General features: G+C 66.2%; 16 protein-coding genes. 9 read left to right on the top strand and 7 right to left on the bottom strand.

Translation table 11 applies throughout. The features are described from left to right. Window positions 1-72: 72 nt before the first annotated feature. The 8 genes from nusA to ASF26_RS18250 all read left to right on the top strand — a co-directional run bounded on the left by nusA (window position 73) and on the right by ASF26_RS18250 (window position 10224). Window positions 73-1674, top strand: coding sequence for a transcription termination factor NusA (nusA, locus tag ASF26_RS18285; protein WP_056257288.1), 1602 nt, complete (start codon window positions 73-75; stop codon window positions 1672-1674). A gap of 197 nt (window positions 1675-1871) precedes the next feature. Further along, entirely contained in the window at window positions 1872-2690 is an 819-nt protein-coding gene (locus ASF26_RS18280; protein WP_056257284.1) for an RNA-binding protein, read from the top strand. Continuing rightward, a complete protein-coding gene (gene infB / locus ASF26_RS18275) occupies window positions 2691-5612 on the top strand; it encodes a translation initiation factor IF-2 (RefSeq protein ID WP_018044937.1) in 2922 nt (973 codons plus the stop codon). A 141-nt stretch (window positions 5613-5753) separates the two neighbouring features. Then, window positions 5754-6185, top strand: coding sequence for a 30S ribosome-binding factor RbfA (gene rbfA / locus ASF26_RS18270; RefSeq protein ID WP_056257280.1), 432 nt, complete (start codon window positions 5754-5756; stop codon window positions 6183-6185). 134 nt (window positions 6186-6319) lie between these two features. Beyond that, window positions 6320-7345 carry a tRNA pseudouridine(55) synthase TruB gene (gene truB, locus ASF26_RS18265; RefSeq protein WP_056257276.1) on the top strand — a complete coding sequence of 342 codons (1026 nt, stop codon included), beginning with the start codon at window positions 6320-6322 and terminating at the stop codon, window positions 7343-7345. Between the two features lie 178 nt (window positions 7346-7523). After that, entirely contained in the window at window positions 7524-9065 is a 1542-nt protein-coding gene (locus ASF26_RS18260; protein ID WP_244475983.1) for a TadE/TadG family type IV pilus assembly protein, read from the top strand. Beyond that, window positions 9062-9646 carry a TadE/TadG family type IV pilus assembly protein gene (locus ASF26_RS18255; protein ID WP_056257271.1) on the top strand — a complete coding sequence of 195 codons (585 nt, stop codon included), beginning with the start codon at window positions 9062-9064 and terminating at the stop codon, window positions 9644-9646. The genes ASF26_RS18260 and ASF26_RS18255 overlap by 4 nt, the downstream gene beginning before the upstream one ends. Then, a complete protein-coding gene (locus tag ASF26_RS18250) occupies window positions 9631-10224 on the top strand; it encodes a TadE/TadG family type IV pilus assembly protein (protein WP_348271101.1) in 594 nt (197 codons plus the stop codon). Before ASF26_RS18255 ends, ASF26_RS18250 begins: the two co-directional genes overlap by 16 nt. A 45-nt stretch (window positions 10225-10269) precedes the next feature. On the opposite strand, the gene ASF26_RS18245 is transcribed toward ASF26_RS18250, so the two are convergent. The 3 genes from ASF26_RS18245 to ASF26_RS18235 form a co-directional block, all read right to left on the bottom strand. After that, a complete protein-coding gene (locus ASF26_RS18245; protein WP_056257265.1) occupies window positions 10270-11439 on the bottom strand; it encodes a M20 aminoacylase family protein in 1170 nt (389 codons plus the stop codon). A gap of 138 nt (window positions 11440-11577) precedes the next feature. Next, a complete protein-coding gene (cueR, locus tag ASF26_RS18240) occupies window positions 11578-12027 on the bottom strand; it encodes a Cu(I)-responsive transcriptional regulator (RefSeq protein ID WP_056257262.1) in 450 nt (149 codons plus the stop codon). Next, window positions 12024-14513: a heavy metal translocating P-type ATPase gene (locus ASF26_RS18235; protein ID WP_056257259.1), complete on the bottom strand. Its 2490-nt coding sequence runs from the start codon at window positions 14511-14513 to the stop codon at window positions 12024-12026. The genes cueR and ASF26_RS18235 overlap by 4 nt, the downstream gene beginning before the upstream one ends. A 108-nt stretch (window positions 14514-14621) precedes the next feature. On the opposite strand from ASF26_RS18235, the gene ASF26_RS18230 reads away from it, so the two are divergent. Next, window positions 14622-14876 carry a hypothetical protein gene (locus tag ASF26_RS18230; protein ID WP_018044946.1) on the top strand — a complete coding sequence of 85 codons (255 nt, stop codon included), beginning with the start codon at window positions 14622-14624 and terminating at the stop codon, window positions 14874-14876. Between the two features lie 10 nt (window positions 14877-14886). Here the strand turns inward: ASF26_RS18230 and ASF26_RS18225 are convergent, their stop codons facing one another. The 4 genes from ASF26_RS18225 to ASF26_RS18210 all read right to left on the bottom strand — a co-directional run bounded on the left by ASF26_RS18225 (window position 14887) and on the right by ASF26_RS18210 (window position 18765). Beyond that, window positions 14887-16155, bottom strand: a complete 1269-nt coding sequence (locus tag ASF26_RS18225) for an ATP-binding protein (RefSeq protein ID WP_056257257.1) — start codon at window positions 16153-16155, stop codon at window positions 14887-14889. Between the two features lie 30 nt (window positions 16156-16185). Further along, a complete protein-coding gene (locus ASF26_RS18220; protein WP_056257253.1) occupies window positions 16186-17226 on the bottom strand; it encodes a lysylphosphatidylglycerol synthase domain-containing protein in 1041 nt (346 codons plus the stop codon). A gap of 125 nt (window positions 17227-17351) precedes the next feature. Beyond that, window positions 17352-18008 (bottom strand): uracil-DNA glycosylase, encoded by a 657-nt coding sequence (locus ASF26_RS18215; RefSeq protein ID WP_056257251.1) that lies wholly within the window; start codon window positions 18006-18008, stop codon window positions 17352-17354. Continuing rightward, window positions 17992-18765 carry a PIG-L family deacetylase gene (locus ASF26_RS18210; RefSeq protein WP_056257247.1) on the bottom strand — a complete coding sequence of 258 codons (774 nt, stop codon included), beginning with the start codon at window positions 18763-18765 and terminating at the stop codon, window positions 17992-17994. The genes ASF26_RS18215 and ASF26_RS18210 overlap by 17 nt, the downstream gene beginning before the upstream one ends. Window position 18766 lies beyond the last annotated feature (1 nt).

Raw genomic sequence — 18766 nt, 5'->3', positions numbered from 1 at the left:
AGCCCAGGCGGATGCCCGATGGCACGCCGGGGTTTCCGAAAAAACACATGACGAAGAGAGGGACGAAATCCGATGGCTGTCGTCAGCGCCAATAGGCTCGAACTCCTGCAGATCGCCGAAGCGGTCGCCCGTGAGAAGGTGATTGACCGCTCCATCGTCATCGACGCCATGGAGGAGGCCATCGCCAAGGCCGCCCGCTCGCGCTACGGCGCCGAGACGGACGTCCATGCCGAGATCGACCCCAAGACCGGGGCGCTCCGCCTGTCGCGCCACCTCGTGGTGGTGGACGAGGTCGAGAACGACGCCCGCGAGGTCACCCTCGACCAGGCCCGCCGCTACAATCCCGGTGCCCTGGTAGGAGACGTGATCTCCGATACCCTGCCACCCTTCGATTTCGGCCGCGTCGCCGCCCAGTCGGCCAAGCAGGTCATCGTCCAGAAGGTGCGCGACGCTGAGCGCGACCGCCAGTTCGACGAGTACAAGGACCGCATCGGCGAGATCGTCAACGGTCTGGTCAAGCGGGTCGAGTACGGCAACGTCATCGTCGATCTGGGACGCGGTGAGGGCATCGTGCGCCGCGACGAGATGATCCCGCGCGAGACCTTCCGCCCCGGCGACCGTATCCGTTCCTATCTGTTCGACGTGCGTCGCGAAGTGCGTGGCCCACAGATCTTCCTCTCACGCTCCCACCCGCAATTTATGGCCAAGCTCTTCGGCCAGGAAGTGCCGGAGATCTACGACGGCATCGTCGAAGTGAAGGCGGTGGCCCGCGATCCGGGCTCGCGCGCCAAGATCGCCGTCATCTCGCGGGACGGCTCCATCGACCCCGTCGGTGCCTGCGTCGGCATGCGCGGCTCCCGCGTCCAGGCGGTGGTCGGCGAACTGCAGGGCGAGAAGGTCGACATCATCCCGTGGTCGGAAGACCAGGCGACCTTCATCGTCAACGCGCTCCAGCCCGCAGAGGTGGTCAAGGTGGTCCTCGACGAGGAGGCCGACCGCATCGAGGTGGTGGTGCCCGACGACCAGCTCTCGCTGGCCATCGGCCGTCGCGGCCAGAACGTGCGCCTCGCCTCGCAGCTGACCGGCTGGGACATCGACATCCTCACCGAGGCCGAGGAATCCGAGCGGCGCCAGAAGGAATTCGCCGAACGCACCGCTGTCTTCATGGCGGCCCTCGACGTCGACGAAACGGTGGGTCAGCTCCTCGCTGCGGAAGGTTTCCGGAACGTGGAGGAAATCGCCTATGTCGAACCGGGCGAGCTCGCCAACATCCAGGGCCTCGACGAGGAAAGCGGCACGGAAATTCAGGCCCGCGCCCAGGATCACCTCGCCCGAGTCGAATCGGAGTTCGACGCCAAGCGCCAGGAACTCGGCGTCGCCGACGACCTGCGCGAGATCGACGGCGTGACCACACCGATGCTGGTGGCGCTGGGCGAGAACGACGTAAAATCGGTCGAAGATCTCGCGGGCTGCGCCACGGACGATCTCGTGGGCTACACCGAGGGACGCGGCCCCGAGGCCACCAAGCATGCTGGCTATCTCGACGGGTTCGAGATCTCCCGCGCTGAAGCGGAAGCCATGATCATGGCGGCCCGCGTGAAGGCCGGATGGATCGAGGCGCCGGTCGAGGCGGATGAGGCCGAGACCACCGACGGAGAGTCCGAGGCGGTCTGAGCACGGCGTTCCGGGCGAGTCAGGCGCTCCCATCCTAAGGCACTCGCCTAAGGCGGGCCTTAGGAATCGCAGGGCCGACCGGATAGTGCCTTCGCGACATTCCGGCATCTCACGTCGAAGATGCCAGTGGGTTGCGAGGCGAGAGGGCCGCGAATTGTTGCGGTCCATGCGACGATCAACAGGGATCTGACCGCCGCATGACAGGCGAATACGCAGATGTCGCGGACGATGCCGCCGAGCCGGAGCCGAGCACGCTGCTCGATCCCGGTCTCGGGCGCGGCCGGCGCAATGCAATGCGCACATGCCTCGTTAGCCGGGTCTCGCAAAATCCCGATGGGATGATTCGGTTCGTTCTGTCGCCGGACGGCGAGGTGGTGACCGATCTGAAAGCGAAGCTGCCGGGGCGCGGTGCATGGCTCACCGCCGATCGCGTCACGGTCGAGTTGGCTTTAAAGAAACGGCTGTTTCAGCGCGCTTTCAAGACCAGGGATGCCGTGGCACCGGTGGATCTGGCCGACCGGATCTCCGCTATCCTGCGCGAGGACCTGCGCCAATCCCTGTCGCTCGCCAACAAGGCAGGTTGCCTCGTGGCCGGCTTCGCCAAGGTCGAATCCGCGATCGGCGACAAGGCAGGCGTAGCCGCCGTGATACAGGCCTCGGATGGCAGTGCGGATGGCAGGCGGAAGATCGCTGCGGCATTGCACCGGAGGCATGGCGATGCCATATCCCGTGTCCCGGTCATCGATGATTTGTCCAATGAAGAATTGGACATGGCCTTGGGTCGGGATCATGTGATACATGCGGCGCTTGTCGCAGGAGTCGGAAGCACCGGCTGCCTTGCGCGTTGGCGTCGGCTACGCTCTTTCGAGGGCAAGCCTACGACGGCTGAGGGGGCCGGTTACGCCCGAACAGGGCAGACCGCTCCGACTCTGCAGGACGACGACGAGACGGATTTACCCGGCGCACAGCAGTTTGCCGGTTCACGGGACGATGGAAACCCTCAGGGTTTGGACTGAATGAGCGATACGAATAATCCGGGCGACAAGACGCAGGCACGACCCCCCTCGAAGCCGCTGTCCTTGAAGCGCCCGATCGAGCAGGGAACGGTGCGTCAGAGCTTCTCCCATGGCCGCTCCAAGCAGGTCGTGGTCGAGACCGTGAAGCGGCGCGTCATCGGGGCGGCACCGGCCGCTCCCGTTCGCGAAACGCAACCGGTCGCCCCGGCGTCACGCGTGGCGCCTCCCGCACCTGCAGCTCCGCGCCCCGCCCAGCGGGCGGCGGGTGGCGTCGTGCTGCGGACATTGAGCGAGCAGGAGCGTGACGCGCGCGCCGCAGCTCTAGCCGACGCCCAGCGCCGTGAGCAGGAAGCACGCCGCAAGGTCGAAGAAGAGGCCGCTGCTCAGCGTGCTCGGGAGGCTGAAGAAATCCGTCAGCGCGAGGCCGAAGAGCGTCGCCGCCAGGAAGAGGAGCGTCTTCGCGCCGAGGAGCAGGCTCGCCTGCGTGCCGAGGAAGAAGCTGCTCGTGAGGCGGCTCGCGCCGCTGAGGCCGCTGCGAAGGAGGCAGCTGCGGCAGCCCCCGCAGCTGCGCCCGTTCCGGCAACGCCACCGAAGCCCGTCTCCAAGACGGTGCCGATGGCGCCCGTCTCGGCTCCGATATCCTCCACCCCGAAGCCTGCTCCGGCAGCACCTGCTCCCGCTCCGCAGGCTGCGGCCCCGGCTCGTCCGGCGGCCCCTGCCGTGCGTCAGCCCCTCACGGCACGCCCGACACCGGCCGAGCCGCGCAAGACCATCACCGCAGACGTGCGCAAGCCGCGCGACCTGAACTTCATGGCCAAGCCGGCGCCCGCGCCCGAGCCAGAGGCGGCTCCGACCGCTTCCACGGCCGCACGCCCGGCCGGGGCGGCGGCTCCCACCGCCCGCGCGCCGGGACGGCCACAGGCTGCCGAGGAGGAGAGCGAGCAGAAGCGCGTGATCCGCCGTCCCGGCATGCCGCTCAAGATCATCACGCCGCCCAAGACCCCCAAGCAGCCGGGCGGCGACCGCAACCGTGGGCGTCTCACGATCGCTACCGCCACGTCGGGCGAGGACGAGCGCACGCGTTCCGTTGCCTCGTTCCGCCGCCGTCAGCAGCGCATGAGCGGCAACCGGCAGGTTGAGCAGAAGGAAAAGCTTTCCCGCGAGGTGACGATCCCCGAGACGATCACCATCCAGGAACTCGCCAACCGCATGTCGGAGCGGGCCGTGGACGTGATTCGCCTGCTCATGAAGCAGGGCGAGATCCACAAGATCACCGACGTGATCGATTCGGATTCCGCTCAGCTCATTGCCGAGGAACTTGGACACACCGTGCGCCGCGTCGCCGAGTCCGACGTCGAGGAAGGCCTGTTCAACGACGAGCCCGATCTTGAGGAGGATCTCGATCCGCGTCCGCCCGTCGTGACCATCATGGGTCACGTCGACCACGGCAAGACGTCGCTCCTCGACGCCATCCGCAAGACCGCGGTGGTGTCCGGTGAGGCCGGCGGCATCACGCAGCATATCGGCGCTTACCAGGTGGCCTCGCCATCCGGTGACATGGTCACCTTCATCGACACCCCCGGTCACGCGGCCTTCACCTCCATGCGCGCCCGTGGCGCCAAGGTGACTGACATCGTCGTGCTCGTGGTGGCAGCCGATGACGGCGTCATGCCGCAGACGGTGGAAGCGATCAGCCATGCGAAGGCGGCCGGCGTGCCGCTCATCGTGGCGATCAACAAAATCGACAAGCCCGAGGCGAACCCGCAGCGGGTCCGCACCGAGTTGCTGCAGCACGACATCCAAGTCGAATCGATGGGCGGTGAGACCCTGGAATTCGAAGTCTCCGCCAAGACCGGCGACGGTCTGCCGGATCTCCTCGAGGGTCTGCAGCTCCAGGCCGAAATCCTGAACCTTCGCGCCAATGAGGCTCGGGACGGCGAAGGCACGGTCATCGAGGCCAAGCTCGATCGCGGTCGTGGTCCCGTCGCGACGGTGCTCGTGCAGCGCGGAACGCTCTTCACCGGCGACATCGTCGTCGCCGGCGCCGAATGGGGTCGCGTCCGCGCCCTCATCGACGACAAGGGAGAGAGCATCCCCTATGCCGGCCCGTCGGTGCCGGTGGAGGTGCTCGGCTTCAATGGGACTCCGGACGCGGGTGACCGCGTGGCCGTGGTGCCGAACGAAGCCCGTGCCCGTGAAGTCACTGAGTATCGCGCCCGTCAGAAGCGCGAGCGCATCGCCGCACGGACCGGCGGCGCGAACCGCTCGCTCGTTGACATGATGCGCGACCTCAAGGAAGGCCTGGGCCGAAAGGAACTCGCCATCGTCGTCAAGGGCGACGTGCAGGGCTCGGTGGAAGCCATCATCGGCGCGCTGGAGAAGCTCGGCAACGACGAGGTATCGGCGCGCATCCTGCTCGCGGGTGTCGGCGGCATCACCGAGTCGGACGTTACCCTGGCGGAGGCCTCCAAGGCTGTCGTCATCGGCTTCAACGTGCGAGCCCACAAGGAAGCGCGCGAATCGGCCGAGAACAAGGGCGTTGAGATCCGCTACTACAACATCATCTACGACCTCGTGGATGACATCAAAGCGACCCTTTCGGGCATGCTCCCGCCGACTCTGCGCGAGGAGCGCCTCGGCGAGGCGCAGATCCTGCAGATCTTCGATGTCTCGAAGGTCGGCAAGATCGCCGGCTGCCGCGTCACCGACGGTGTCGTGCAGCGCGGTGCTCATGTCCGCCTGATCCGCGACAGCGTGGTAATCCACGAGGGCAAGCTGTCCCAGCTGAAGCGCCTCAAGGACGACGCCAAGGAAGTCGGGTCTGGTTACGAGTGCGGTATGTCCTTTGAGAACTTCCAGGACATGCGCGCCGGCGACACGATCGAGTGCTACCGGGTCGAGGAGATCCGCCGCACGCTCTAGCAGCGACGCGGCCAGACGAACCCGGCGGCTGCAGCGCGCGCTGCAGCCGCCGTTTTGTTTTGAAGAGGGCCGGCACGTCGATGCGCCCCCGCAAGGTGGGCTGCCCCCTCCAGGCGATCCCGGATCCGAGACCAAGCGATCATGGCTCAGAAACCCAACCCCAGCGGTCCCTCGCAGCGACAGCAGCGCGTGGCCGAGCTCGTCCGGCACGCCATCGCCGAGGTGCTTCAACGTGGTGACATCCAGGATCCCGTCCTCGGCTCGCACGTCATCACCGTGCCGGAAGTGCGGATGTCCCCGGATCTCAAGATCGCGACGGCCTACATCATGCCGCTCGGCGGGCTCGACGAGAAACCTGTCATCGCGGCCCTGGAGCGCAACAAGAAGGCGCTGCGCCAGGAAGTCGCCAGGCGCGTGAATCTGAAATTCGCCCCCGATCTGCGCTTCCTCCGTGACGAGACGTTCGACGAGGCGGATCGCATCGACGCCCTTCTCAGGAGCGAGAAGGTCAGGCGCGATCTAGAATCCCAACCCCAGGATTCGGACGATCGGGACGGCGATACTCAGAACTGACCATCGTGGCCATACAGATCGGCCCCAACGACCCGAGCCCTCCGTTACACCCCATCACGAACTGACCCTGGCGTAGAGTAAGCATTTCCGGCTGCAGTGGCCGCTGCTTCCATCTCGCCGCCGACGAGGACATCATGATCAACGATCCGACGATCGAGCATTCCGACGTCGCCTCCCCGCCGCACCACCGTTCCGGCGAGGAAAGCCCTTCCAAAGGCCGCCGCCAGCAGCGGGGCCAGGGCTCCGATCGGCCCAAGCGCCGCGACGTGAACGGTTGGGTGATCCTCGACAAGGGCGTCGGCATGACGTCGACCCATGCGGTCGCCGTGGTGAAGCGTGCCTTCAACGCCAAAAAGGCGGGCCACGCCGGCACGCTCGATCCGCTGGCCTCCGGCATCCTGCCGATCGCCCTCGGAGAAGCGACCAAGACCGTTCCCTTCGTCATGGATGGCCGCAAGGCCTACATCTTCACCGTGACCTGGGGCATCGAGACGGATACCGACGATGCGGAAGGTCGTCCGGTTGCTACCAGCGACACGCGGCCGGATCGCGCCCTCGTGGAGGCAGCCCTCCCCGCCTTCATCGGCGCTATCGAGCAGGTGCCGCCGCGCTACTCGGCGATCAAGATCGCCGGAGAGCGCGCCTACGATCTCGCCCGTGACGGCGAAGTGGTGGAGCTGGTCGCGCGCCCAGTCCAGATCGACCATCTCGCGGTGGTGGAACACACGCCCGATCGCACCGTCATTTCGGCCGAATGCGGCAAGGGCACTTATGTGCGCGCCATCGCCCGTGATCTCGGCCGCGTGCTCGGATGTTACGGCCACGTCTCGGCGCTTCGCCGCACCCGCGTGGGCCCCTTCGCGGAAGCCGAATCTTGCCTTGTGGCCACTCTCGAAGAGGGCGGTCCGGACGGCAACGCCGCTCATCTCCGGCCCGTCGAGACGGCCCTCGACGCAGTCGTCTCGGTGGCCGTCTCGCGTGACATGGCGCTTCGTCTGATGAGGGGCCAGCCGGTTCTCCTCCGGGGGCAGGACGCACCCACGGAGGGCAAGGCTTTTGCCACCTGCGGCGGCATCCTCGTGGCCGTGGGCGACGTCGAACGCGGCGAGCTCGTTCCGCATCGCGTATTCCACCTCGGCGGAACGGCACGTCAGGGTTGAGGGGATTGTCGCTTACCAGTAGTAGCGATACCTTGCTGGTGCTGGCCTGCAGGAACACAACGAATGTCTTCCGTTTGATTTACGGGTTGTTGACAATCACAAACCTTGCCTCCCGCCGACTGCCGAGGGCCGGCGGGATTTAGTATTCCGTTAGAAGGTTCATCCTACGCCTCGGTGCATGACCACCCGCACCAAACAGTCAGCGATGAATCTACTCGGTCGGTTTCGCAAGGAGACCGACGGTGCCATCGCCATTCTGTTCGCACTGCTCTCGATTCCCCTGTTGATGCTGTCGGGGCTAGCGATCGATTACAGCGTGAACTCCATGGCCCAGCAAGGCCTCCAGGATGCCGCGGATTCCACCGTCATCTCATTGCTGAAGTTGCCGCTCTCCACCACGGATGCCGACCTCCAGGCGAAGGCGGACAAACAGATCAGGGCCGCCGTTCCAAAACTGGTGGACGCAGGCACGACGGTCACCGCCACGCGCGTGGACAATACGATCACCGTAAAGGTGGTCGGCAATAGCCCGACCAGCGTGTCCAAGATCGCCGGCTACGAAGCCTTTCCCGTCTCGGTCACAGCCGCCGGCACGCGCGGATCCGGTAATCTCGAGATCGCCCTCGTACTCGACAATACCGGATCGATGAGCGGCGCGAAGATCAACAACCTGAAAGCGGCCGCCAACGACCTCGTCACGTCGCTGTTCAAAGAGGCCGACACCACCAAGCCCAACGCCCTCAAGATCGGAATTGTCCCGTTCTCGATGACCGTGAATGTCGGGCCTTCGAATGCGACCCAGTCATGGCTCGATAAGGATGCGAAAGCCTCCTATCACTCGGACATCTTCGTCTCGCCAGCGAACCGCCTGACCCTGTTCAGCCAGATGAAGGTCGCGTGGGGCGGGTGCGTCGAGAGCCGGCCCGCGCCCTACGACGTTCAGGACACGCCACCGTCGATCGCCACTCCCAACACTCTGTTCGTCCCCTTCTTCGCACCCGACGAGTCCGACAAGGACAATAACGCCGTCAACGATTACATGTACGATTACGTCACCGCGTCGTCGATGCCCGACCACCGTACACGACAGGGCCAGATCACAAAATATTCAAAGAACGCTATCTTACAAAAAGGCCGGATCAGCAACAACATTCCCTATCTTTACGGGCCCAATTCCGGCTGCGAACTCCAACCCGTCACGCGCCTCACCACATCGCAATCGACGCTCACGAACGCGATCAACGCGATGACTGTGGTCGGCGACACGAACATCGCCATGGGGTTGGTCTGGGGATGGCACCTGCTGTCTCCGAACGCCCCCTTCGCTGAGGGTGTGCCCTATGACGACAAGAACACCCGGAAGTTCGTCGTCCTGATGACGGACGGGCAGAACACCTCCTATGTCGGATCGTCCGCGAACGCATCGATCTATTCCGGCCTCGGCTTCATCTGGCAGAACCGGATCGGGACCACGTCGACGAATACGACCACCCGCACGAACGCCATGAATGCCCGGCTGTCGACGCTCTGCTCCAACATGAAGAATGCCGGCATCACCATCTTCACGGTTCGCGTTGAGGTGACCGAGGGAACCAGCGACATCCTGCGCAACTGCGCCACCAGCACGGACAAGTTCTACGACGTCCAGAACTCGGCAACACTCACCGATGCCTTCAAGGCGATCGGATCACAGATGAGCGAGTTGCGGATTTCGCGATGAACGTCCGGGGACGCACTCGCCTGATCGTCCGCACGCTGCGGGAACTCCCAGGTGACCGAAGCGGTGCGACAGCCGTCGAGTTCGGGCTCGTCGGTATCCCCTTCTTCGTACTGCTCGGCGCGATGCTGGAAGGCTTCATGTTCATGGTCGCCCAGGTCTCCTTCGACAACGCTCTGGACCGGGCCGCGCGTGCCGTCTTCACCGGCACGTTTCAACAGGGGTCCAACGGCAGCGACCCGGCGTCCCGCCTCATCCAGGAGATGTGCAAGGACGCAACGCTGTTCACGTGCAACGCGGAAAAGATCAAGCTCGAGGTCACCACTGCGGATGCGGACGACGCGCCCGTCACCTGCTCTCCCTACGACAGCACGAGCCAGTCGATCTCGCCGAGCTTCGGAACCAAGTTCCAGTGCCCCAATGGCGACGATATCGTCACGATCTGCGCCATCGCGGCGATCCCGCGCTATTTTCCGACATCGAAACTGACCTTGCCGCCCCTTCCGAACAACGAGCAGATGATCCGGTCGATGGTCGTCTTTCGTGCGGAGCCATACGCGCAGGGAAAATGTCAGGCGAATTGATGCGGTCTGTCATTCTCTTCCGGCGGTTCGTCACCGAGCGCTCGGGTGTGTCCGCCGTGGAATTCGCACTCGTGGCACCGGTGATGATCCTGCTGTTCATGGGAACGATCGAACTGCCCCGTGCCTACACGACCGGGCAACATGCCAACCGCGCCGCTCGCTCGATGGCGGATCTGATCTCACGCAAGACCCTGACTGCTCAGGAGGTGGACGGCGTCTACAACACGGGCCGCAACATGATGGCGCCGTACGATGCCACCGACGCGAAGATCGTCCTGACGGCGGCGGGCGTCTATCAGCAGAAAGACGGTTCGTTCAAAGCCAAGGTCTGCTCCAGCACGGCGGTGAATGCCCAGAAATACGCGGCTTCCACGGACCTTGGAGCACCGCCACCGTCGGAGGCAGTCGACAAGGCCCGCTACGTCATCGCCAAGATGACGATCGAATATAGGCCCATCTTCGACATCTTCCCGTCGCTCACCTCCTTCTCGTTCGAGAAGGAAGTGACTTGGCCCGTCCGAGCGATGAACGGAAAGCCGATCATCCTGCCCGGTGGCGTGGCCTGCCCCGCGACGTGATTCGCGAAGGGCATGGCGGTTTCAGGGACCAGCCCGGATTGACGGTCAGCGAGCCGGCAGAGCCGTCTCGATCACCCTCGCCCACAGCGAGGCCCCATAGGGAATGGCGGCATCGTTGAAATCGTAATGCGGATGGTGGAGCCCGGCGCTGTCCCCGTTCCCCATGAAGATGTAGGCACCGGGCCGGTGGGCCAGCATGTAGGAGAAATCCTCTGCCGCCATCATCGGCGCCACATCCCGCTCCACATGGCTGTCTCCGACCATCCCTGCCGCCACGTCTGCGATGAATTCCGCCTCGGCCGGGTGGTTCTCCGTCACCGGATATCCGCCGCTGTAATCCACGCGGGCGATGGCCCCGTAGGCCGCGGCCGTGTTCGTGACGATGGCATCGATGCGCTCCAGCATGGTGGCGCGTACCGTCTTCGAGAGCGCGCGCATGGTGCCCCGCATGGTCACCTGCTGGGGCAGGACGTTGAAGGCATCGCCGGCCTCGAGGGCACAGACCGACACGACACCGCTCTCGAGCGGGTTGACCCCGCGCGCCACGACCGATTGCAGGGCGACGACGATGTGGCTCGCCACCAGCACGCTGTCGATGGCGAGATGCGGCTGCGCCGCATGGCCGCCGCGCCCATCGATCGTGATGGTGAAGCGGTCCGTGGAGGCCATGATCGGGCCGGGACGGATCGCGAAGCGGCCGAGCTCCAATCCGGGAATGTTGTGCAGGCCGTAGACGGTCTCGACGCCGAACCGCTCCATCATGCCGTCCCGGACCATCGCCTCGCCGCCACCGCCGCCTTCTTCGGCGGGCTGGAAGATCATCACTGCCGTGCCGTCGAAATCGCGGGTCTCGGCGAGGTACTTGGCGGCACCGAGCAGCATCGCGGTATGACCGTCATGGCCGCAGGCATGCATCCGCCCCGGCACGGTGGAGCGATAGGCGAGATCGCGCACCTCTTGGATCGGCAGCGCGTCCATGTCCGCACGCAGCCCGATGGCGCGGTTCGAACCGTGCGAGCGCCCGCGAATGAGCCCGACGACTCCCGTCCGGCCGATCCCCGTGGCGACCTCGTCGCAGCCGAAACCCCGCAGCTTTTCCGCCACGAAGCCGGCCGTGCGATGGACGTCGTATTGCAGCTCCGGATGGGCGTGGAGGTCGTGCCGCCATGCGGTGATCTCATCCGCCAGGGCTGCGATCCGGTCGACGATGGGCATGGTTCACGTCTCTTGCGCGTCTTGGCTCGTCTCGGGCCGAGCTTGTCGACCATAGCGCATACCAGCAAAGGCGAGGCCATTTAGATCGATTTGAAAAAGCGCGGACGACGGATCATGTGCAGAACGTGATGGCTGGTGCTAGCGGGAAGGCGGTCTTGCCCCGACAGGTCGTCGTGGAGCCGGCGCATGCGCGGCGGCGAGATCGTCGAGGATCGGGCAATCGGGGCGGGCATCGCCGCTACAATGGTCCGCGAGCGATGCCAGGGTTCGGGCCATGGCCTCGAGCTCGGCGATGCGGCGGCGCAGGTCCGCTACGTGATGCAGGGCCAAGGCCTTCACCTGGGCGCTGGCGCGGTCGCGATCCTGCCAGAGGGCGAGAAGGCCGGCGATGTCCTCGACGGAGAAGCCGAGATCGCGGGAGCGGCGCACGAAACGCAAGGCGTGCAGATCCTCCTCGCCATAAAGCCGGTAGCCGGACGTGGTCCTGCCGGCCGGTGGCAAAAGGCCGATCTCTTCGTAGTACCGGATCATCTTGGCCGAGACGCCGGTGGCCTTCGCCGCCACGCCGATGGTGACGGGACCGCTCATCCCAGGCCTCCCGCGCGCCTTCCCGCATTGCGAAGGCGGAGGGCATTGGCGAGCACGAACACGCTCGACAGCGCCATGGCACCTGCCGCCAGGACCGGCGAGAGCGACGGACCGCCGAACGCTTGGAGCAGCCCTGCCGCCACGGGAATCAGCGCGACGTTGTAGGCGAAAGCCCAGAACAGGTTTTGCGTGATGTTGCGCATCACCGCGCGCGACAGGCCGATGGCAGAGACGATGCCGGACAGCGCCCCCGACATCAGCACCACGTCCGCGCTCTCCACGGCGATGTCCGTACCCGTCCCGATAGCGAGGCCGATTTCGGCCTCCGCGAGGGCCGGAGCATCGTTGATGCCGTCCCCGACGAAGGCCACGGGGCCGAACCGGGCGCGCAAGTCCCGCACGGCCTCGACCTTGCCGCCGGGAAGCACCTCGGCGACGATCTCGGCGATCCCCAGCCGTGCCGCGACCCCGGATGCCGCTCCCCTTGCATCCCCCGTGACCATGGCGACGACGAGGCCCTGCGCCTTCAGGGCCGAGACGGCCTCGGCCGCGCCCGCCTTGATCGGGTCCGATACGGCCATGAGGGCGGCAAGGCGACCGTCGATGGTGACGTAGAGGGGGCTCTTTCCCTCACCCTCCAATCGGGATGCCGCCTCGGCGAGGCCGGCTATGGCGATGCCGTACTTGTCCAAATGGCGCCGTGCGCCGACGATGATCGCCTGCCCCCCGACGCTCCCCTCGACGCCGTGGCCCGGCACGGCCTCGAAACGGTCTACGGGAAACAGGGAAACGCCCCGTTCACCGGCCGCCTCGACGATGCTGCGCGCGATAGGATGTTCGGACCGTGCTTCCACCGAGGCTGCGAGCCTCAGCACCGCGTCCGGCTCGAAGCCGGCCGCGGTGACGAAGTCGGTGAGAGTCGGCCTGCCCTCGGTGAGGGTTCCGGTCTTGTCGAAGGCAACGACCTTGGCGTCGCGCAGGGCCTGTAGCGCCGCGCCGTTGCGGAAGAGCACGCCGAGCTCCGCCGCGCGCCCCGTGCCGACCATGATCGAGGTCGGCGTCGCCAGCCCCATTGCGCAGGGGCAGGCAATGATGAGGACGGCGATGGCGTTGACGAGGGCGAAGCCCATTGCGGGACTTGGACCGAAGGCGAGCCATCCGACGAAAGTCATCAGGGACACGGCGATGACGGCCGGGACGAACCAGCCGGTGACCCGGTCGATCAGGGCCTGGATCGGCAGCTTGGCGCCCTGCGCCGCCTGGACCATCCCCACGATCTGAGCCAGCACCGTGCGCGCGCCGATCGTGTCCACACGCAGATCGAAGCCGCCATTGGTGTTCAGCGTGCCGCCGACCGTGCGGTCGCCCTCGCGCTTCCGCACGGGCAAAGGTTCGCCGGTGACCATGCTTTCGTCGACGAAGCTCTCCCCCGCGACGACCACGCCATCGGCGGCGATGCGCTCGCCGGGGCGGATGCGGACGATATCGCCGAGCCGAAGGGACGCGAGGGGAATGTCGCTTGCGCGACCCTCCCGGATGACGCGTGCGCTCGCCGGCGCGAGTCCGACGAGGCGCGCGATGGCCGCGCCGGTACGTCCTTTGGCCCGAGCCTCCAGCATGCGGCCGAGGAGGATCAGCGTGACGATGAGGACGGCGGCCTCGAAATAGAGATGGGCCGTTCCGGGCGGCAGAACCTGCGGTACCAGGGTCGAGACGAGGGAATACGAATACGCGGCCCCCGCGCCGAGGGCGACGAGGGCGTTCATGTCCGGATGGCGGTTCAGTAGGGCCGGGATCCCCTGCCGGAAGAAGCGCCGTCCGGGCCAAGCGAGGACGATAGTGGCGAGAACGGCCTGAAACAGGCCGGCCGCCGTGCCGAGATGGGCCTGGACCGCCTCACCAAAGCCGGGGACGAGATGCCCCCCCATGTCGAGGACGACAATCGGGGCCGACAGGGCGGCGGAGATGACGGCATCGCGCCGGAGCTCCGAAGCCTCGCGCTCGTGCCTATCCGCGGGCACTCCTCCCTTTACCTCGTCAACGGGAGTGGCCTCGTAGCCAGCGGTCTCGACAGCCTCCACCAGATCCGCAACGTCGACTGCCCCTTCCGCATGGCGCAACGTGGCACGCCCGGTGGCGAGGTTCACATTGGCCGTGCTCACCCCGTCGAGGGCGATAAGCGCGCGCTCCACGCGGCCGACGCAGGACCCGCAGGACAAGCCGCCGACGGACAGCTCCGTTACGGTCTCGGGCACCTCATAACCAACCTTGTGGATAGTGGCGACGACGCTTGCCGGGTCGCCGTTCAGTGTCAGGCTGACCCGCCCGGTGGCGAGATTGACGGCAACGTCAGATGCGCCGGGAAGCGCGGTGAGGGCGCGCTCGACGCGACCGACGCAGGACGCGCAGCTCATGCCGACGACCGGAAGGTCGAGACGACGTCCCCTGACGGGGTGCTGCTTGGGGGAAGCGATCACGGTATCCATACGAGCCTATGTGGTGCTTCCCATCGTGGGAAGGTCAAGGCTGCGACGCATGGCTCATCGCGTGGCGTGCACATAGCGTCCGGGGCGTTTCCGCGTCATAGGAAGGCGATGATACAGCCTCTCGACACCTGCATGCGAACCTTGAGCGCGCTGATCACCTCCGACATCCCGGCGGGTGAGGCCGAGGCCAATGCCTGCATCGAGACCTATCTCGCGACGTTTCCCGGTCCGGCGAAGCAGGTGGCGGCCCTAAGCATGCTCGACCATGCGGTCGACCAACGCTTGAGCCCCTCCCCCTTCCTGCCCGTGCTGAAGGCGATCATCGAGGCGCAGTACCGGCGTCTCGGCACCAGCAGGAACTGAAGGGCCAGGGTCAGGGACTCTTAGACGTTTCGTCGCCAGCCTGCCGTTCCGGTAGCAGCGCGCGGACGGTGGTGCCCCGGTCCGGCTCGCTCTCGATGACGAGCTTGCCACGGTGGCGGTTGACGATGTGTTTGACGATGGCGAGGCCGAGGCCCGTCCCGCCCTTCTGCCGGCTCGAGGCCACATCCACCCGGTAGAACCGCTCCGTCAGGCGGGGAATGTGTTCTGGCGCGATACCCGGTCCGTCATCCTGCACGCTGAGCGCGATCTGCGGCTTTCCCGACGCCGGGCGAAGGGTCCGTTCGAGACCGACGACGACGTTGCCGCCCCCGTACTTCACCGCATTCTCCACGAGGTTCTCGACCACGCGGGCGAGCTCGTCGCGCTCGCCGAGCACCGGATAGGTGGCATCCGGCGCGTCGAGGGTGATGCTCACGCCGCGCTCGCGGGCCAGCGGCCCCTGCATGTCCACCATCTGCCGCGCGATCTGGCCGAGATCGACGACCTGCGTCGGTGGGACGTGCTCGCGCAGCTCGATGCGCGAGAGCGAGAGCAGGTCGTCGATGAGGCGCGTCATGCGCTGCGCCTGGGTCTTCATGATGCCGAGGAACTTCTCCCTGGCCGGCGCATCGGCCTTGGCCGGCCCCTGCAGGGTCTCGATGAAGCCGAGGAGGGAGGCGAGCGGCGTGCGAAGCTCGTGGCTGGCATTGGCGACGAAATCGACTCGCATCGCCTCCAGGCGACGCGCCGCCGTGAGGTCGCGCAGGAACAAGACGACGTTGGGCTGTCCGCCCCCCGGGCCATCCGGCATCGGCAATGCGCCGATCTGCACCTCGAACGCACGCTCGGTCGGCACACGTGTCGTGTAGAGCGTCTTCAGTGGGGCACCGGTGCGGAGCACCTCCTCGATCCCGTCGAGCACGTCGGGTGCCCGTAAGGCAAAGGAGAGCGGGTGCTTGAGCTTGAGGGCCGGCAAGAGCGTGCGCGCGGCCGGGTTGACCTCGATGACCACGCTGCGCCGATCCACCAGGATCACCGGATCGGGGATGTTGGCCAGAAGGGCCTCGGCGATGGAGTGGCGCGTGCGGGCAGCGGCCTCGGGCGGGGCCACTCTCCTCGGCCGGCTGAGGCTGCCGACGAGGCCACCAATGACGACCGCCACCACACCTGCGGCGGCGACGGCAGGGTCGAGGTTACCTCTCACGCTCGAAGCGACGACCGTGATCGTGGCAGCGATGCCTGCGCCGATCCAGGCCGATCTTCGCGCGCCACGAGCCATCGCTCACCGTTCCCTGGCCGAAGACAACGCTCAGGAGCCGCTTGACGCGGATGGCGAAGCCCCGCGCACGCGCCGGACAATCTCATAGACGCCGAGCATCGCCAGGGCGACCACGAAGGGAACGAGGTAATAGCAGACCCGGAATAGCAGCAGCGAGCCGAGGACCTGGTCCCGCGGCAGGCTCGATAGGGCGAGCAGGATCGTCGCCTCGAAGACCCCGAGCCCGCCCGGTGCGTTGGAGGCGATGCCGAGCATGGCTGCCAGGACGTAGACGCCGACGAAGGTGGTGAATCCGATGGTCGAACCAGCGGGGAGCAGGACATAGAGCGTCGCCGCCGCAGCGCAGACGTCACCGATGCCCACGACCATCTGGCTCATCGACACCGTGGCGCCAGGCAGTTCGAGGGACCAGCCCTTGACCCTGACATGGCGGCGCTTGAGCGAGACCCAACCGAGATAGCCGAACACCATGAGTAGGGCCGCAAAACCCACGCCTTGGTTCAGACGGATGCTGGTGAAAGTGAGCGCCGCCAGTTGCCCCGCCTCGACCACGAGGCTGAGCCCGAGGACGACACCCATGCCAAGCCAGAAAGTGAAGCCGGCGATGACGGTGAGCGCCGCGATCTTCGCCGCGCTCAGACCTTTCTTCGAGTAGATCCAATAGCGGATCGTTCCCGCCGTCAGGAGCGGGAAGCCGAGAGTGAAGCTCACCGCGTAGCTGGTGAACGAGGCGAGCGCCGTCGTCCTGTAGGGAACCTTGATCTTGAGTTGTCGCAGGGCGAGGGCGTCGTAGCAGGTAAGGAACAGATAGCTCACGCCGACGAACAGGAAAGCGAAGCCGAGCTGTTCGCCGGTGGCCGCCGTCAGTGCCGCATGCAGCTCGGCCCAGGTGACCTGCTGCGCCAGCTTCCACAACACGCCGAGTGACACCGCGAAGATGACGATGCTGGCGGCGGTGCCGAGCCAAGCGTAGCGATTCCTGTAGGAGCGCTTCGGCGCTGGCGGAGCGCAATCCTCCGTTTCGGCCGCCTTCACGTCGGCCCGCCGATGATGGTCTCCCGCAAAGTTCATGTCGTCGGCGTCCGCCTCCGCCGGCCTTCCCGCCCAACCTCGACGGCGGCGTGGATTGGGACCGAGCTTTTGCCGGACCGCGGCCCGTGCCCCGGCATTTAGGGTCTTTGTGTCCGGATGGCCAGTCACCTCGGCCCCTCCGCTAGTGAAGTCCGGTATGAGAGTAGCGTCGCCGCGGCTTGGGCCAGCCCCTCGACGATCCGCTGAGCCACCAGGGGGGAGGTGCAAACGAAGGTCGGGCTCGGATGTGGAATGGCGAGAACCGGTATCCCCGGCCGGAGCCGTGAGAGTGGTTCGCGCGACAGGCCAGCCACGCGCCCGGCAAGCACCACGACGGCGAGGGACGGAAGCAGATCAATGAGCGGCGCGAGGTAGACGGCGGCGGACGCGATCTCGACTTTCTTCGGTGCCCGGTTGAGGGCGCCGGGCGCGTGGATGACCCAGGGAACGGCGTTCCAGATGAGGCTGTCGCGCCGTGCGATACCCGCCTCGGCCATGAAGCGGAACAGGTTGGCGGCGGTACCGGTGGGGTTGTCGCGCGAGACGAAGCCGGTGCGGCCGATGCTAGGACCCGGTGTCTCCAGCAGCAGGAGAAGCCGTGCGTTGATCCCACCATCCTGCGGATCGGGGTCCGGCACCTCGGCGGACCGTTCCGCCGCGATCCGCCGCGCCAGCGCGCGCAAGGGCGCGACATGCGCCTCATTTCGGAATGCGCGACGGACAGCGAGCTGGTCCGGATCGGCGAGGCTCTTTGGCCGGATCGCGTCAGCCTCGGGCGGCATGGGCCTCGAACAGCGCGGCGACATCAATGGACAACGTGCCGGCGAGACGGAACCGCTCCGTCCTCGCCTCGCCCGCCAGACGACCCATCAACCCTTCGACGCCACCGAACTGGAACGTGAGCTGCGTCGCATAAGCCGAACAGGAGGCACCCTTCCGCGCCTCGGCCAACGCGGAATAGCGACACGCGCGCTCCGGCAACCTATGGAAATCGCCCTTAAACGGTTCCTTCGGCGCGGCATCGCGAACGGTATAGGGAAAATCGCGCCACCACAGGATCGGAACGGTCCATCGTGCTTGGCTGATGGCGCGGACCAGCTGGACGTGATCGACATGGCCGCCGACGGCCTGCGGGGCGAAGACGATATCGGGAGAAAGGTCGCCGACGAGGCACGAAACCGCATCGCCAAGGGCATCGACGATGACGTCGTCGTCGCGAGGATCGGCGAACAACTCCGGTGCGGTGCCGTAGCCACGATGCGGCGCTTCCCGAAACGGCAGGTGCAGGGGCGGCGCGATCCCGAGCGCTTCGGCCGCGTGCCGATCCTCGTCCCGCCGGAGGGCCATGTAGTCGATCTCCGGCCCCAGACCTTTGTCGGTCTGGCACGCGAGGGCAAAACCCTTCGGATCGGCGACGGTGGCGGTGAAGATCGTCGTCATCACCACCTTCCAGCCAGCTTCGGCCAAGGTCGCCAGGGTTCCGCCGCATGAGAAGGCGGCATCGTCGAGATGGGGTGAGAGCGCGAGGGCGACGGGCATG

The sequence above is a fragment of the Methylobacterium sp. Leaf93 genome (assembly GCF_001422345.1).
Taxonomy (GTDB): Bacteria; Pseudomonadota; Alphaproteobacteria; order Rhizobiales; family Beijerinckiaceae; genus Methylobacterium; species Methylobacterium bullatum.
This window is presented reverse-complemented; position numbering and strand designations above follow the sequence as displayed.

Excerpts from the sequence above, each read along its gene's own strand:
- nusA (WP_056257288.1), top strand. The coding sequence starts at position 73 with ATGGCTGTCGTCAGCGCCAATAGGCTCGAACTCCTGCAGATCGCCGAA.
- ASF26_RS18280 (WP_056257284.1), top strand. The coding sequence starts at position 1,872 with ATGACAGGCGAATACGCAGATGTCGCGGACGATGCCGCCGAGCCGGAG.
- infB (WP_018044937.1), top strand. The coding sequence starts at position 2,691 with ATGAGCGATACGAATAATCCGGGCGACAAGACGCAGGCACGACCCCCC.
- rbfA (WP_056257280.1), top strand. The coding sequence starts at position 5,754 with ATGGCTCAGAAACCCAACCCCAGCGGTCCCTCGCAGCGACAGCAGCGC.
- truB (WP_056257276.1), top strand. The coding sequence starts at position 6,320 with ATGATCAACGATCCGACGATCGAGCATTCCGACGTCGCCTCCCCGCCG.
- ASF26_RS18260 (WP_244475983.1), top strand. The coding sequence starts at position 7,524 with ATGACCACCCGCACCAAACAGTCAGCGATGAATCTACTCGGTCGGTTT.
- ASF26_RS18255 (WP_056257271.1), top strand. The coding sequence starts at position 9,062 with ATGAACGTCCGGGGACGCACTCGCCTGATCGTCCGCACGCTGCGGGAA.
- ASF26_RS18250 (WP_348271101.1), top strand. The coding sequence starts at position 9,631 with ATGTCAGGCGAATTGATGCGGTCTGTCATTCTCTTCCGGCGGTTCGTC.
- ASF26_RS18245 (WP_056257265.1), bottom strand. The coding sequence starts at position 11,439 with ATGCCCATCGTCGACCGGATCGCAGCCCTGGCGGATGAGATCACCGCA.
- cueR (WP_056257262.1), bottom strand. The coding sequence starts at position 12,027 with ATGAGCGGTCCCGTCACCATCGGCGTGGCGGCGAAGGCCACCGGCGTC.
- ASF26_RS18235 (WP_056257259.1), bottom strand. The coding sequence starts at position 14,513 with ATGGATACCGTGATCGCTTCCCCCAAGCAGCACCCCGTCAGGGGACGT.
- ASF26_RS18230 (WP_018044946.1), top strand. The coding sequence starts at position 14,622 with ATGATACAGCCTCTCGACACCTGCATGCGAACCTTGAGCGCGCTGATC.
- ASF26_RS18225 (WP_056257257.1), bottom strand. The coding sequence starts at position 16,155 with ATGGCTCGTGGCGCGCGAAGATCGGCCTGGATCGGCGCAGGCATCGCT.
- ASF26_RS18220 (WP_056257253.1), bottom strand. The coding sequence starts at position 17,226 with ATGAACTTTGCGGGAGACCATCATCGGCGGGCCGACGTGAAGGCGGCC.
- ASF26_RS18215 (WP_056257251.1), bottom strand. The coding sequence starts at position 18,008 with ATGCCGCCCGAGGCTGACGCGATCCGGCCAAAGAGCCTCGCCGATCCG.
- ASF26_RS18210 (WP_056257247.1), bottom strand. The coding sequence starts at position 18,765 with ATGCCCGTCGCCCTCGCGCTCTCACCCCATCTCGACGATGCCGCCTTC.